The sequence below is a fragment of the Mycoplana sp. ABR4_002 genome (genome assembly GCF_056159645.1).
In genome coordinates this window covers 1,300,518-1,315,529 of the sequence record NZ_JBSWVO010000001.1, presented here as the reverse complement: position 1 = coordinate 1,315,529, position 15,012 = coordinate 1,300,518, and the positions used below count along the sequence as shown (strand labels likewise).

Here is a 15,012-nt window from a genome sequence, read left to right as displayed (position 1 = left end):
TTCCGGCGCCGTGCCCGGGAACGTTTCACTTGAAGGCCGGTATGACCTTTTCCGCAAACAGCCTGATCGAGCGCTCGAACGCATCGGTGGGAATACCCGGCAATTGCATGCGGAGGTTGATCTCCGTCGGATTGACTTCGTCGATCAACCGCTGGATGTCCGCCTTCGCCACCTCCGGATCGCCGATGATGTAGCGTGAGGCGAAGGTGCGGAAATCGACGTCGTCGGCATTCCTGATCAACTCGCCTTTGTCATTGCGAAGCTCGCGCTCGCCCTGGGCCGACTTCTTGCCGTACAGGCTGAAGAGGTGCGTCACGGCCGGGCCGGCGATGCGTTCGGCCTCCTCCGTCGTCGGTGCGACGAAACACTCACGGATCACGGGACGCTCTTCCGGCACGTAGTCGTGCGCGGCGGCGATCTCGGTGTAGTGCTGAAACTGGGCCTTCAGTTCCTCGATGGTATGGCGTGGAGAGGCGGTGACCGGCACCCGCCGCTTGGCCGCACGCTCAAGCAGTTTCGGACCGGAGACGCCGTACCAGATCGGCAGTTGCTTCTGGACCGGCTTCGGCACCATTTCGCAATTCGGGACGTTCACATAGGTTCCGCTGAAGCCGACGTCATGCGGGTTTGCCCACGCATGCTGGATGAAGTCGATCGTCTCCTCGTGGATTGCGAAACGCTTCTGGTAGTCTACCTCGAAGGCCGCGAATTCCTCCGAGGCATACCCAGGAGACGTGCCGACCGTCAGCCGACCGTCGCAGAGGTTGTCGAGCGTCGTGAGGTCCGCCAGCAGTCGGAGGGGCTTGTAGAACGAGGGAAGCATGATGTTGGTGACCAGACGCATGTTCTTCGTCAGGCCCGCGGCCTTGGCCAACACCAGAAGCGGGCTGGGCGCCCAGCCGTTGTACTGGAAGTGATGCTCGGTCGTGTGGAACGCCTCGTATCCAAGCGCCTCTGCCAGCGGCAGAAGGCGATCCAGCTCCCGGAAGGTGTCCAGATGCGTCGAAGCCGCATCGGGCGGGTTCACGAAGCTAAACATGATGGAAAATTTCATCTGCTTTCCTTTCCCTATGCAGACGGGATCCTCCCGCCGTCTCAAACCTGCTTGCGGAACGAGTCCTTCACCTGGATCAGGTCGCCCTGGAACACGAAGCCGTCGCAGCCGCGAACCGAAACACGGTTGCCGTCACGATCCGTGCCCTGGAACGTCCACTCCGAGTAACCGCGCGACCCGGCGGCGAAGTGATTGTCCTGCGCCCAGACGGCATCGCTGTACCGATCGAAAATCAGCTCGAACCCCTGCCGGACCTCGTCTATGCCGCGATAGGCCGTCCCGTTGGGCGCCTCCCCCGCGGCAGCGAAAAAAATGCAGTCCTTGCAGAAGAAGGACATGATCTTGTCGAGGTCATGCGTATTGAGCGCCTTGATGAAGTCTCTGAGCATGTCGACATGTGACATTGGGCTTTACTCCTCGGTGGCAGGGATGCTCATCCGGCGGTGAGCTCTGCGAGTGATTGACGAAGCTTGGTGCAGATCTCATCCACATGCGGCATCTGCAGGACGAGTGGCGGAAGGATCTTGGCAGGCGCCTCGGGATAGGCGCCGGAAGCCTGGAGCAGCAGCCCGTTGGCCAGGCAGCGCAATGTCAGGTCCTTGCCGGAAACCCGCTCCGGTCTTGTCTTCAGTATGAAATGCAGTCCGGTGCGCTGCACGGCTTCGACCACGTCCGCCGCGTCTGCTGCAATGGACATCAGCCCATCCTCAAGCGCGTCGGCGACCGGGGCGACGACCGGCAGCAACCGCTCGGTTTCCTCAATGGCCGCGAGCGCTACGCGGGCGCCGACATTGGACCAGGCATAGCTGGAATAGGCACGGAACGGGTTGCTGCCCCACCGCTCGAGAAGATCTTCGCGGACGACGGCCGCAGCCATGGGGAAATACCCGCCGGACAGTCCCTTCGCCGTCACCACGACATCGGGCTGTATCCCGAACAGCTCGCTGCCCCAGAGCCGACCGAGGCGGCCCATGCCGCAGACAACCTCGTCGATGATCAGGCGCGTTCCGTTGGCGTCGCACAGACGGCGCACTTCCGCCCAGTAAGCGGCATCCGCCTTTTTCCCGTCGAACAGACTGCGGATCGGCTCCATGACCACCGCCGCGGTATTCTCCGTGAGCGAGACCCGGAGGGCATCGAGATCGCCGGGCTCGATCTGCGTCACCTGCAGCGCGCGAATTGGGTACCAGTCCCGCAGGACCGGCGGGCCAAGCTCCGCTGCAACGCCGGCGCTTCCATGGTATGACTTCGTACAGCAGACAACGCCGCTCCGGCCGGTGGCACCGGTGCAAAGCTTGATCGCGAGGTCCATGGCCTCCCCGCCCCCGACCGCGGGCAGCGCCACGTTCAGACCGTCCGGCGAGGTTTCGGCAAGGCGCCGGCTCAGTTCCCCCTTTGCCTCGCTGAGGTAGAAGACGCCGCTGTAGCTCTCGCCTTCGAGGGCGTTCAGCATTGCCCTGCCGACGACGGGATTGCGGTGGCCGAGGGTAAAGACGCCGGTGGCGAGAAAGCAATCAAGGTACTGCCTGCCGGCGATGTCGCGGAGATAGACGCCATCGGCATCCTTTTCACAGATCAGCTTTCCGCTGGCGACCAGGGCAGACATTCGCCGCGCCCCAAAGGCTGCCTCGTATGTCCGCAGGAAGCGCAGTTCCGCGGTCGTCATCGTCCGCATGTACCGAGCAGTGGCGGTGTTGGTGGTCGTCATGGTCGAGTTCATGTTCTGCTGTTCGCGTTGGTTGCTTCGTTCGGGAAGATGCGGTTCGCTTGCCGTTGTGTTTTCAACTTATCGGCAGTCACGCTCGGGTAAGAGGAGCAATTTCGCCAGTTCACGTGGCAAAACGCACACCTCCGCTCGCCGTCAGACGGCCAGGCAGAGGTACTTCAGCTCGCAATACTCAATGAGACCGTGGCGCGAGCCCTCACGACCAAGGCCCGACTGCTTGATCCCTCCGAACGGCGCGACCTCGGTGGAGATCAGGCCCGAATTGACGCCGACCATGCCCGCCTCGAGCGCCTCTGCGACACGCCAGACGCGCGAAAGGTCGCGAGCGTAAAAGTAGGCCGCCAATCCGAACTCGGTGGCATTCGCGAGCGCGATCGCCTCATCGTCGGTGTCAAAGGCTATCAGAGGCGCAAGGGGGCCGAAGGTTTCCTCGTGGGCCACGAGTGCGTCTGCCGGCACGTCGGCGAGCACGGTCGGCCGATAAAAGGTTCCACCGCGCTCGTCGGCCTCACCGCCCACGAGAACCCGTGCACCGCGGGCCACTGCATCGGCTTGATGCTCCTTCACCTTGGCCAGCGCGTCGGCGTCGATCAGCGGTCCAAGATCGACCCCGGCCACGGTGCCCGGGCCGACGCTCAGGCGCGACACGCGGCTCGACAGTCGCTGCGCGAACGCCTGATAGACGCCCCTTTGCACGTAGATGCGATTGGCGCAGACGCACGTCTGGCCATTGTTCCTGAACTTTGCCTGCACCGCACCTTCGACGGCGGCGTCCAGGTCGGCGTCGTCGAACACGATGAACGGTGCGTTGCCGCCGAGCTCCAGGCTGAGCTTCTTCACGGTTGCGGCGCTTTCCGCCATCAATTGCCGCCCGACCTCGGTCGAGCCGGTAAAGGTCAGCTTGCGGACCTTCGGGCTCGAGGTCATTGCGCGGCCGATGTCGCGCGCGCCGCCGGTCAAGACATTGAAGACGCCGGGCGGGACACCCGCCATCTCCGCCAGCTTCGCGAGCGCGAGCGCGCTGAGCGGCGTCTGGCTGGCGGGCTTCAGCACCATCGTGCAGCCCGCGGCCAGCGCAGGGGCGGCCTTTCGTGTGACCATCGCAATCGGAAAGTTCCAGGGCGTTATCGCCGCGCATACCCCGACCGGCTGCGGCATCACGATCAGCCGCTTGTCGGGCTGGGGGCCCGGTATCGTCTCTCCATAGAGACGCTTGGCCTCCTCGGCGAACCATTCGACGAACGCCGCGCCGTAGCGCACCTCGCCACGCGCTTCCGCCAGTGGCTTGCCCTGTTCGGCCGTCATGAGTTCGCCGAGGGCTTCCTCGTTCTCTACGATCAGTTCGAACCAGCGGCGCAGGATCTTCGATCGCTCCCCGGCGGTGCGGGCGGCCCAGGACGGCCCGGCGCGCTCTGCAGCATCGATGGCAGCGAGGGTCTCCGAGGTCCCGAGCCGTGGCACAAGGCCGACGAGGGAACCGTCGGCCGGGTTGCGAACCTCCATGACCGCATCGTCGGCAGCACCGATCCACGCGCCGCCGACCAGGCAGCGGTTCTGGCGCAACGCATTGGCCGCCGCTCGAAGCGGCGTGGCCGGAATCACCAGATTGGCCAAGCTCAGTCCTCCTCGATCACCAGGAGCAACTGGTCCTGCTCGACCGAGTCCGCTTCAGCCACTGCGATGCTTGCGATCGTGCCGGCGGCCGGCGCTGCCACGTTTATCTCCATCTTCATCGACTCGAGGATGATCAGGACATCCCCGGCCGCGACGGGACTGCCCTCGGCGACGAGGATCTTCCAGACGTTGGCGTCAAGTTCTGCGTTCACGTTCATGTTTTGGCTCCGTTCTTCAGGTCAGGCTGGCAAGGAAGGCGCGGTCCGAAATCAGGTCGTGCCCGGTTTCGCCCCGCGCCCACTCCTCGGTCGCGAGAAAGCCGCGGTGGAATGGGATCAGCGTCTCGCAACCTTCGATCCGAAATTCCGCCAGTGCCCGCAGCATCCGCGCGGTCGCGGCCTCGCGGGACTCATCCCAGACGATCAACTTCGCAATCATCGGGTCGTAAAACGGCGTGATCTTGCTGCCCGCCCCCACGCCGCTGTCGACGCGAACGCCGGGACCGGAAGGCTCCACGTAGTCGACGATCTGTCCGGGCCGGGGGATGAAGCCCTTGGCCGCGCTTTCGGCGTTGATCCTGCATTCGATCGCATGGCCGCGCAGGACGATATCCTCCTGCCACCAGCGCAGCGGCTTGCCCTGCGCGATTTCAATCTGGGCACGGACAAGATCGATACCGGTCACCAGCTCGGTAACCGGATGCTCGACCTGGAGCCGGGTGTTCATTTCCAGGAAGTAGAATTCGCCGTCGACGAACAGCCCCTCGATCGTCCCGGCATAGGTGTAGCCGATCGCCTTGGCGGCCCGCACGGCGATCTCCCCGATGCGCGCGCGCATCGCCTCGTCGATCGCTGGCGCCGGCGACTCCTCGATCAGCTTCTGATGGCGCCGCTGGACCGAGCAGTCTCGCTCGCCCAAGTGAATGACATTGCCATGGGTGTCGGCGAGGATTTGAACCTCGACGTGACGCGGCTTCGGGAGATAGCGCTCGACGTAGACCTCGCCGTCGTTGAAGAACCGCTCACCTTCGGAAGACGCTCCGGTGAAGGCCGCCTCGACCCCGGCCGAATCCATGGCCACACGAAAGCCCTTGCCGCCACCGCCCGCGGCGGCCTTGAACGCCACGGGGAAACCGATCGCCGCCGCGCGTTCATGCGCCTCCTCGATCGTGGTGACAGGCGTCGTGTCGCCAGGAACTACCGGGACGCCCGACTCCTTCATCAGCTTGCGCGAAGCGACCTTCGATCCCATAGCGCGAATGACATCGCCGCGGGGGCCGATGAAGATTAGACCGGCCGCGGCACAGGCATCAGCGAAATCCGCGTTCTCGGACAGAAATCCGTAGCCGGGATGGATCGCCTGTACGCCGGTCTCCCGCGCCGCCGCGATGATCCGCTCGCCGACGAGATAACTCTTGGCGGAAGCCGATTCGCCGATGTGGACCGCCTCGTCCGCAAGCCGAACATGTGGTGCCTCCGCATCGGCATCGGAATAGACGGCGACACTGCCGATGCCCATTTCCCGCGCCGCGCGGATCACGCGCACCGCAATCTCACCCCGGTTGGCGATAAGGATCTTTTTGATTTCTGCGCTCACGCCGCGCCCTCCTCGTTGCCCGACGGCACCAGATCGAGCGTGGTGAGGTCGAGGTCTTCTTCGATGAACTTGATCTGATAGCTACCGGAGCGAACCTGCTCGCGGATCGCCTCGTATTCGAGTGCGTCGATCGCCCGGTAACGATGGCGATCGCCCCGGCGCACGAGGGCACCGTCCTCGGGGTAGAGCGGACCGGGCTGACCGAGCATGTAGAACTCGATCGGCGTGCGACCGATGCACTGGTAGCCGCCCGGCCCGGCGTAGGGATAGATGGTGCTGGACAGCCCCGCGAGCGCAAGCGTTCGGGCCGGAGTGTAATCGCGCGGCACCACGTATTTGGGCGCCGAAAGCGCCTTGTCCTGATCGAGCGGAAGCGCCCAGTAGCACCCCGGCACGAACCCAACCGCCGCGATCCAGAAGTCGGTTCCGGTGTGCCGCGCGATGACCTCCTGCGGGTCGATGCCATTCGACCTGGCGAGGAACTCGAGATTGTTCTCGACCTTGAAACGGTCCGCCAGAGCGCGGCTCCAGGGGTCGTCATACCAGATCGGCACCTCGAACCTGCGCGAGCGCAAGACACTCGGCCGGGCGGTTGCGGCAACCGTGTCCTTCAACTGCGCGGTAATCCGGTCCGCGTCGGTCATCGTGCGGTCGAAAACGATGCCGAGGCTACGGATATGCGGCACCACCTCGACGAGACCCGGGAACGGATGCTCGGCGATGGTATCCGCGATCGCATGCACCCGGAAGTTTTCGGCCAGGCTCACGGTGTCGGAAAACGTCACCGCGACCACGCAATCGCCAAGCTGTCTGTAGATCGGCACATCGTAAATCATGCTGATTCTCCTTTTCCGATGGGCCGGAGGTCAACGCCCCGAGCGGCCAGGACGCCGTCGATCGCGTCCAGAAGCGGGACAAGATTCGGTCCATCGCCATGAACGCAGATGCTTTCGGCCTCGATGTTCAGCCATCGGCCAGACATGGTCCGCACCCGCCCCTCGTCGAGAAAACTTTCGATCTGGGCCACCGCGTCCGAAATGTCGGTATGCTGCTTGTTTCTCTGGACCACGACATTTCCGGCGTCATCATAGGAAAGATCGGGGTAGACCTCGGGCACGACGCGCAGCCCCATGCCCGCGGCGATCGGCGGCAGCACCCACAAGTCGAGCGGGGCAACGAAATAGATCGACGCGCCCGGCGCGGCATCGGCGACCGCCCGGCAATAGGCCTGTGCGAGCGCTTCGTCGGTCTGGAGCATGCTCATCAGGCTGCCATGCGGCTTGACGTGGGACAGTTCCGTTCCGACCGCGCGTGCCGCGGCCTGGATCGCGCCAATCTGGTAGAGGGTGTAGGCATAAGCGTCCTCGGCCGAGATCGCCATTCGCCGCCGACCGAACCCGAGAATGTCCGGCAGGCCCGGGTGGCAACCGATATTCACCCCCGCATCGGCGGCGATCTTTACGGTACGAACCAGCGTCACCGGATCACCGGCATGAAAGCCGCAGGCGATGTTGGCCGAGGTTACGCGCGGAAGCGCGATTTCATCGGCTCCCATCTTCCAGTTGCCAAAGCTTTCGCCACAGTCGCAATTGATGTCGATCCGTCTCATGCCGCGAACTCCGCCAAACGATTTTCAATTTCGATAGCGGCCTCGCGTGCTTCTGCCGCGGCGATTTCACGGAAACGCACTTCCTGTCCTGGCCGCACCTGCCCCAGCGCACAGAGATCGGGGGTAATGACGGTACCGATCTTGGTGTAGCCGCCCGCTGTCGGGTGCTCCACGCCCATCACGATGGCGGCCGTCCCGTCCGGGCACTGGATCCCGCCCAGCGGGATCAGGTCGTCCACGATGTTGGAGGGGTTCGCCCCGCCGTCGCGGTCGAGATAGGCAGGACGTCCCGGCCGAAAGGTCAGCCTTGGACCGGAAAAGCGGAACCCCATGCGGTTGGACACCGGGAGAAGCTTCCAGGCGCTGCCGAAGAAGGCGGCAATGCTCTCATCATCGAACATTGCCTTTTCCGGCCCCTCGGTCACACGCAGTTCGATCGTGGTCTCAGAGGGGCGGAAACGCAGTGCGCCAGGGGCGCTGCGTGTCGGGCGACTGCCATGGGGGAACAGCGAAAGCCTGTCTCCAGCCGCGAGCTTGCGGCCCTTGAACCCGCCCGAGCCCATCGCGACATGCGTCGCACGGCTTCCAAGATAGGCCGGAACGTCGATGCCACCGCCAATCGCGACATAGCATCTGAGCCCGGCCTTGACCGACCCGATCTTCACGACCGATCCGGCCGGCGCGTGGAAGCTCTCGTAGAGCGGCACCTCGGTTCCATCGCAGGTGATGCTGGCATGGCCGCCGGTAACGGCAACGAGGACATCGGCAGTCGGGCGAAAGCCGAGCCCGCCCAGGGTGCATTCAAGCCCCGCCGCACCGGGATCGGCCAGCGAGTTCATCGCCGGGCCAGGCCTGTTGCCGACGAGAATGTTGGCGACCCTTAGCGCGAGATTGTCTTGAGCGCCGGCCGGCGGCACGCCGCGGCTCAGGTAGCCCGGCCGACCGCTGTCCTGCACGGTCGTCAGAGGCCCCGGTTGGAGGATCTCGATGACGGGGACTTCCTCATTCATTCGCTACTTCCTTCCTTGTTCGGCTGCATCGCGGCATAGTGAACCATGATCACGCCCTTCGCGCCTGCCCTTTGCGCGAGAACCCAGCGAGCACCTGTCTGTCGAACTCACGTCCCCTGGTCAGACCTTCGGGCCTCAGGATCAGCAACGTCACCAGAATCGCCGCCACAACGATGTCGCGCCAGCCGACCACGTTGATTCCGGCTGACGACAGCATCGCTTCTGCCTGGCGGAGCGCTTCGTTCAGTGCCGTGACGAGAACCGCACCGGTGACGGCACCGAACAGCGAGTGCATTCCGCCGACCACCAGCATGGCCATGGTGAGAAAGGTCAGGTTCAGGAAGAATGCGTCGGGACTGATCGTGCCGCTGAGACGGGCCGACAGGCCGCCTCCAACCGCCATCATCACAGCGCCGATCACGAAGGCCAGCGTCCGTTCGCCCGCAACCCCGATGCCGAGCGCCCGCGCAGCGTTCTCTTCATCCCGTGCCGCGCGCAAACGCAGGCCGTAGGCCGAAGTCTGGAACAGATAGGCCACGACGATGCAGCCGGTCGCAACGGCGAGCACCTGGGCGAGCGTCGTCTCGGTTGGGATGCGGGTTACCGTCCCCCCGTTTCCGAGGCCGCGCCAGTTGTTGAGGATCTCATTTCCGATCACCAGAAAGGACAGCGTCACGATGCTCGCTGCGATTCCTTTCAGCTTCATGATCGCAAATCCGAAGATACCGGCGAGGGCCACAACCCCGGCCCCTGCGAAACCAAAGGCCAAGGCCGGCGCCAGCGAGATGTCGCGCAGGACGTCGGGCAGGCGCGGCAGCAATACGGCCTTCGCCTCGACCGGCGAGGTCAATATGCCGACCGCATAGGCCCCGAGCGCGGCGAAGGCGACGTGGCCGAAGGAAACGACGCCGGAATTGCCGACAAACAGGTAGAGACCGACGACGTAGACAAGGTTGATCGTTCCCGAGATGACGACCACCTCGTTCATGCCCAGACCTGTCGCACCCCCAGCCAGAGTGGCCACGGCGGTTGCAAGCACCAGCGGATAGATGAGCCGGATGGCGGGGGTATCGTAGATATTTTTCATCAGACGCGGGCTCCAGACGTCAAGCGGATCAGTCCATCGGGGCGGCATAGGAGAACGCCGACTATCAGCGTGAAGAGGATGGCGGTCCTGAATGGCGCCAGACCGGCTGGCAGGAATTCCTGCAGGGCCACCGTCACGACGGCGAGGCCGAACGATGCCATGACGGCGCCGCTGAGGCTGCCGAGGCCGCCGATCACCGTGGCGATGAAGGCGATAAGCACGGGCTGCACACCCATCGACAGGCTGAGGCTGCCGGTCTGCACCACCAGTACCAGCGAGGCGAGTCCCGCAAGCATGCCCGAAAGAGCGACCGTGACGGCAACCACGCGGGATGACGAGATCCCAAGCAGCCTGAGCATCGTGCCATCGAGCGCGGCGGCTCGGATCAGCAGCCCGATCGTCGTCAACCGCAGCAGGGCGACGAGCAGGCAGAGCGCAAGCGCCACGACGGCGATGGTGACGATCGAAGACGCTCCGACCGCCAAGCCGCCGATCCGCCAGGTCGTGGCCAGCTCGGCGCCGAAATCAAGCCCGACGGGCCTTGCCCCGAACACGAGCAGGAGCCCGTTCTCGATCGCGACGCTTACCGCAAAGGCTGCGATGAGTATGGTCGTCGCGTCTGCGCCCGATCTCCTGGCCGGAGCGAAAACCACGCCTTCGGTCAAAAGTGCCAGAACGATCACGGTCAGCAGGATGCAGATGACCGCCAGCGGCCAGACGAGACCACCGAGGATCACCAGCGCGTAGGCGCCCGCCGCGATGAAATTTCCATAAGCGAAGTTGATGATCCCGGAGACGCCGAAGATCAGCGCCACGCCCAGGCTGTAGAGCGCATACATGCCGCCGAGACTCAGCGCATCAATAAGCAGTTGAAGGATCAGCATCATGCTCGGGCCTCCCCGCCGTGTCCGACGCCGAAGTAAGCGTCAATGAATTCCTTGTTGCCGCGCATCTCCCGGGCGACGCCCCGCATTTCGACGCGCCCGCTGCGGAGCACGATGCACCGGTCCGCAAGGTCGAGTGCTGAGAGCGCGTTCTGTTCGACCAGCACGAGCGCGGTGCCGTGATCGCGCACCAGCGCACGGATCAGGTCGTACACCTGCCGGATCGCAACCGGCGAGAGTCCGAGCGATGGCTCGTCAAGCAGAAGAAGCCGTGGCTGGCCGATGACGGCCCTCGCAATCACCAGGAGCTGCTGCTCGCCGCCGGACAGTTTTCCCGCGGGGCGGTCACGCAGTCCGGCCAGCACCGGGATGCGCTCGAAAAGCTCCTCGACGGCACGCTCTCTCCGCCGCACCTCGGGCAACCTGCGCGCACCGATGCGAAGGTTTTCGACGACGGTCAGATCGACGAAAGCGCGCCGAGCCTCGGGAACCAGCGACAGGCCGAGCCTGGCGATGACTTCGGCTCCCTTTCCCAAGACGGCCCGGCCGGCGATCCGGACCGTTCCGCCGACACTGCCGGCACTGGCTCCCGCGATCGCCATCATCGCCGACGTCTTGCCTGCACCGTTCGGGCCGACGAGGCTGACCACCTCGCCCTCGTCGCAGCTGAAGCTCAGACCCTGGAGGGCTTTTGCCCGCCCGTAGGAGACCGTCAGATCCTGCACATCAAGCAGCATGGGCTTCGCCTCCCAGGTATTCCCTGATCACATCCGGATTGGCGTTGACCTCCGCCGGCGTGCCATCCGCAAGGTTCGCGCCGTTTGCAAGCACGCAAACCCTGCTGCAGATGCTGGCAATCAGATCCATGTCGTGCTCGACGATCAGCATCCCGCAGCCGAAGGCCTGCGGTATTTCGCTCAGCGCGTCCTTCAACTCGCGCGTTTCCGCTTCGTTCAAGCCGGCGGCAGGCTCGTCCAGGAGGATGAAGCGGGGCTGTGACGCCAAACAGCGCGCCACGGACAGAAGCCGCTCTTCCCCATAGGGCACCTCGTTGGCGAAACGCTCGCTTCGGCTTCCCAGCCCGAAATGCCGCAGCAGTCTCATGGTGCGTGCATACGCCTCGGCACGCGAACCCGCGGCAGGGCCGATCGCGGCAACGAAGACGTTCTCGAAGACGGTCATTCTCGAGAACAGGCGGCCTCCCTGAAAGCTGCGCGAGACGCCGCTGGCCGCTATCTTGTGCGCCGGCAGTCCGGTCAGGTCGGCCTCACCAAGGCGTACGGTTCCCGAGGCTGATCTTTGGAAGCCGCTCGTCACATTGATGAGCGTCGTCTTGCCTGCCCCGTTTGGCCCGATCAGGCCGGTGATCTTCCCCGGCTCGACGTCCAATGTGACATTGCGCAGCACCTGGAGCCCCCCGAAGGCCACGCATATGTTGCGAACGCTGAGGGTCGCGGGTTCACTCTGCAACCGCCCGGCCATTGCTTAAAACTCCGGGATTTCAACGTCACCGGGATCGGCGGTGGTGACATAGGCGGGCACGCCGTTCGTGTAGCTGATGATCGCCATCGGGCGATCGGCGTTGATGTGCAGGTCGGGCGTAAAGCTCGTCGGCCCGTTTAGCAGGCCAACGCCTTCGAACTTGTCGAGCTCGGCTGCGACCGCCTTGCCGTCCGTCGTCCCCGCCTTCTCGGCCGCGATGGCCATGGCTTGCACCGCGGCGTAGCCCGACAGGGCGAAACCGGAAATCGGCCGGTCACCAAACTTCGCCTTGTGCTTTTCGATCGCCGCAGCCACGTCCGGCGACGGGTCGTCGCCATAGACCGACTTGGTGGCCGTCACGTAGAGGTTGGAGATGTCGGGGGTAGTGTCGAGCCAGAAAGTCCCATCGAGCGTGTTCGGCGCCATGAACACGCCGTCGAAGCCGGTTGACCGCAACTGGCGCATGGCGCTCGGTGCACCCGGAGTGTAGCCGCAGATCACCACCGCATCCGCGCCGGACCGCAAGATCTGGTTCGACTGGGAACGGATCGTGGCGTCGTCATTCTTGTAGAAGGCCTCGCCCACAAGCTCGCGACCGGCGGCGGTCCAGTGGTTTCGGAAGCCTTCGCAGACCTCCACGTCGTAGGCGATCGTGTCGTCGATCAGCAGGAACGGCGCCTTAATGCCGGTCCATTCCTGAGCGAACTGGGACAGAACCGCGCCCTCGTTGTAGGTGGCCGGAGCCGCCGTGTACGCCAGCGGTCCAATCCCCTGGACGCCGAACTTGGGCGACTGCGCACAGAGCGAGAAGACGACGATGCCCGCCTCTTGTGCCGCAATGGCGGCCGGGGAACCGAAATCGAAATCGCAGGTCGCGAGCATGAAGCTCGCGCCCTCGTCGATCAGCTGCTGCGCGGCGACCCGCCCCTGCTCCACCTTCGAACCGGTATCCGCGACGATCAGCTTCACGGGACGACCGAGGATGCCGCCGGCAGAATTGAGGTCGTCAATGGCGACTTCCACCATCTGCATCGGCGGAATGTCAAACTGGGAGGCGACCCCGCTCTGGGCCACGGCCGCGCCGATGACAATCGGTGCGCCATCCTCGGCCGCCGCCGAGGACGATAGCAGGCAGCCGGTGCCCAGCAGGAGCACCCGCAGCGGGTGTCTGATTTCGAAGTTTTGGCCCGTCATTGTCGCTTTCCCCTTTTGGTCTTTGATGGTGAAATCATAGCCGCAGCGCGGTCGCGCCACAGATGACCAAAGACGAAAGCTTGCGTGGAAGGGGAGCAACGCTGATGGTCCGCGGCTTCTCCAGCATGGGCGAGTGACCGCCATGGGCGAACACTCGCACCGTCAGGTCCGCGAATGTCTCACGCACGGGCTCCCATGATCGGAGCGGGGCTGTGAAGCCTGCCCTCGCGCACTGGCCAATCACCACAGCCTGCGGGCGGAACGGCGGGAAACGCCGGTCGTCAGGTGAATGCCGCGCGACCCTGGGCCGCACGGCAGACTTGTCCGATTGGCAGGAGAGTGGCCTTCTAGATTTCCGGGAAGTCCACCTCGGTGCCAGCGACGTTGTTCATCAGGTTGGTGAAAAAATTCTCCGCCACCAATGCGACGATCTCGACGATCTGGCCCTCACTGAAGCCGGCTTCACGAACCGCATCGATATCGGCTTGCGAGACCTTGCCGCGCGCTTCGGCAACGCGGCGGGCGAATGCCACTGCGGCTGCGGCCCTTAGCTCTTCCGATGTGCCTTGCCTTGCGCGCTCGATTTCCTCGCGGCTCAACTTGGCGAAGTTGAACCCGGTGAAGGTATGCGCGGCGGTGCAGTACTCACAGCCGTTTACCGCCGCGACCGCGAGCGCGATGCGCTCGCGGAGCTTTACGTCAAGCGCCTTGCCAAGGCCCTGATTCAAGGCGGCATGGGCATTGATCACCGCCGGGCTGTTGGAAAGGACGCGGAAGAAGTTGGGAACGCGGCCGAGCTTCGTGTTGATCGCGTCGAGCGTGGCCTGCGCAGCCTCGGGAGCGGACTGCGGAGCGGGAACCGGGATTCGGGACATAGTCTTGCCTTTCCTTGTGTCGGGATATTCTGCTGAGGGACTGCTGCCGATGTTGCCGGCCGGGAAGTGTTGACCGATGCCGAGCAGGTATCGTCCGGCATCGGCTGTGGTCTCAGGCACCCACCGGGATCGGGTTCTCGACGAGACTCTGGTTGAACGCACCGAACAGGGCGTGCTCGTTTGCACCCGGATTGTCGCGCATGGGCCTGATGGCATCGACGATCACTTCGGGTTCGTCGGTTGCGAGCGCGACCAAGGTCTGCTCGATGAAAACGGGCAGTGGCATGGCACGCGGGTCCCCGCTCTTGTAGATGAGGTCGGTATCCACCCACGGCGGCGCGATTTCCTGCACCCGCACATTGGTGTCGCGCAGTTGGAAGCGCTGCGACAGGGCGAAGGAGTGCAGCGCGGCCTTGGTCGCCGAATAGATCGCATTGCTGGCGATCGGAACGAATGCCAGAACACTGCTGGTATACAACACAGTCGCCTCGGGCTTCGTCTTCAGATGTTCGATCAGTGCCGAGGTCACGCGAATGGGGCCAAGCAGGTTGGTTGTGATCAACTCCTGCGCGATGCCATCGTCGACTGGGCCGGAGACATCGTCGAAGGGCATGAAGCCGGCGTTGTTGAACACCACGTTGAGATCGGGATGCTTCTCGACCAGTTCCCGAGCCGCCGATTGGATGCTTTCGAGGTTGGTTACGTCGAGCACGATTGCCGCCATGCCGGGATTGGCAGCGGTCACCTCCTCGAGCAGCGCGGTGCGCCGTCCAGAGATGATCACCTTGTTGCCGCGGCGGTGGAGTGCTTCGGCAAGACCCCGGCCGATGCCGCTGGTGCCGCCTGTTATGAAGATGGTATTGCCAGTGAGTTTCATGGGA

16 protein-coding genes are annotated in these 15,012 nt (G+C 64.2%); all 16 read right to left on the bottom strand.

Features of this window, described 5'->3' with window-relative positions; translation table 11 throughout:
* Positions 1-25: 25 nt before the first annotated feature.
* Positions 26-1,054 carry an LLM class flavin-dependent oxidoreductase gene (locus ACXAGF_RS06260; RefSeq protein WP_475015330.1) on the bottom strand — a complete coding sequence of 343 codons (1,029 nt, stop codon included), beginning with the start codon at positions 1,052-1,054 and terminating at the stop codon, positions 26-28.
* Positions 1,055-1,095: 41 nt separating this feature from the next.
* Positions 1,096-1,458: a nuclear transport factor 2 family protein gene (locus tag ACXAGF_RS06255; RefSeq protein WP_475015328.1), complete on the bottom strand. Its 363-nt coding sequence runs from the start codon at positions 1,456-1,458 to the stop codon at positions 1,096-1,098.
* Between the two features lie 29 nt (positions 1,459-1,487).
* Positions 1,488-2,762, bottom strand: a complete 1,275-nt coding sequence (locus ACXAGF_RS06250; RefSeq protein ID WP_475015326.1) for an aminotransferase class III-fold pyridoxal phosphate-dependent enzyme — start codon at positions 2,760-2,762, stop codon at positions 1,488-1,490.
* A 153-nt stretch (positions 2,763-2,915) separates the two neighbouring features.
* Positions 2,916-4,394, bottom strand: coding sequence for an NAD-dependent succinate-semialdehyde dehydrogenase (locus tag ACXAGF_RS06245; RefSeq protein WP_475015325.1), 1,479 nt, complete (start codon positions 4,392-4,394; stop codon positions 2,916-2,918).
* Between the two features lie 2 nt (positions 4,395-4,396).
* Complete coding sequence (locus ACXAGF_RS06240) at positions 4,397-4,612, bottom strand: biotin/lipoyl-binding carrier protein (RefSeq protein WP_475015324.1); 216 nt, start codon at positions 4,610-4,612, stop codon at positions 4,397-4,399.
* 16 nt (positions 4,613-4,628) lie between these two features.
* Positions 4,629-5,990 (bottom strand): acetyl-CoA carboxylase biotin carboxylase subunit, encoded by a 1,362-nt coding sequence (locus ACXAGF_RS06235; RefSeq protein ID WP_475015322.1) that lies wholly within the window; start codon positions 5,988-5,990, stop codon positions 4,629-4,631.
* Positions 5,987-6,826 (bottom strand): 5-oxoprolinase subunit B family protein, encoded by an 840-nt coding sequence (locus tag ACXAGF_RS06230; protein WP_475015321.1) that lies wholly within the window; start codon positions 6,824-6,826, stop codon positions 5,987-5,989. The genes ACXAGF_RS06235 and ACXAGF_RS06230 overlap by 4 nt, the downstream gene beginning before the upstream one ends.
* Entirely contained in the window at positions 6,823-7,599 is a 777-nt protein-coding gene (locus ACXAGF_RS06225; RefSeq protein WP_475015320.1) for a LamB/YcsF family protein, read from the bottom strand. Before ACXAGF_RS06225 ends, ACXAGF_RS06230 begins: the two co-directional genes overlap by 4 nt.
* The gene (locus ACXAGF_RS06220) at positions 7,596-8,609 is read right to left on the bottom strand and encodes a 5-oxoprolinase subunit C family protein (RefSeq protein WP_475015318.1); all 1,014 of its coding nucleotides are present in this window, start codon (positions 8,607-8,609) and stop codon (positions 7,596-7,598) included. The genes ACXAGF_RS06225 and ACXAGF_RS06220 overlap by 4 nt, the downstream gene beginning before the upstream one ends.
* 49 nt (positions 8,610-8,658) lie before the next feature.
* Positions 8,659-9,696: a branched-chain amino acid ABC transporter permease gene (locus ACXAGF_RS06215; protein ID WP_475015317.1), complete on the bottom strand. Its 1,038-nt coding sequence runs from the start codon at positions 9,694-9,696 to the stop codon at positions 8,659-8,661.
* Positions 9,696-10,583, bottom strand: coding sequence for a branched-chain amino acid ABC transporter permease (locus ACXAGF_RS06210; RefSeq protein WP_475015315.1), 888 nt, complete (start codon positions 10,581-10,583; stop codon positions 9,696-9,698). Before ACXAGF_RS06210 ends, ACXAGF_RS06215 begins: the two co-directional genes overlap by 1 nt.
* Entirely contained in the window at positions 10,580-11,317 is a 738-nt protein-coding gene (locus tag ACXAGF_RS06205) for an ABC transporter ATP-binding protein (protein WP_475015313.1), read from the bottom strand. Before ACXAGF_RS06205 ends, ACXAGF_RS06210 begins: the two co-directional genes overlap by 4 nt.
* Complete coding sequence (locus tag ACXAGF_RS06200; protein ID WP_475015311.1) at positions 11,307-11,987, bottom strand: ABC transporter ATP-binding protein; 681 nt, start codon at positions 11,985-11,987, stop codon at positions 11,307-11,309. Before ACXAGF_RS06200 ends, ACXAGF_RS06205 begins: the two co-directional genes overlap by 11 nt.
* 78 nt (positions 11,988-12,065) lie before the next feature.
* Complete coding sequence (locus ACXAGF_RS06195; protein ID WP_475015309.1) at positions 12,066-13,256, bottom strand: ABC transporter substrate-binding protein; 1,191 nt, start codon at positions 13,254-13,256, stop codon at positions 12,066-12,068.
* A 347-nt stretch (positions 13,257-13,603) separates the two neighbouring features.
* Positions 13,604-14,131 (bottom strand): carboxymuconolactone decarboxylase family protein, encoded by a 528-nt coding sequence (locus tag ACXAGF_RS06190; RefSeq protein WP_475015307.1) that lies wholly within the window; start codon positions 14,129-14,131, stop codon positions 13,604-13,606.
* A 112-nt stretch (positions 14,132-14,243) separates the two neighbouring features.
* Positions 14,244-15,008 (bottom strand): SDR family oxidoreductase, encoded by a 765-nt coding sequence (locus ACXAGF_RS06185; protein ID WP_475015305.1) that lies wholly within the window; start codon positions 15,006-15,008, stop codon positions 14,244-14,246.
* Positions 15,009-15,012: the final 4 nt, after the last annotated feature.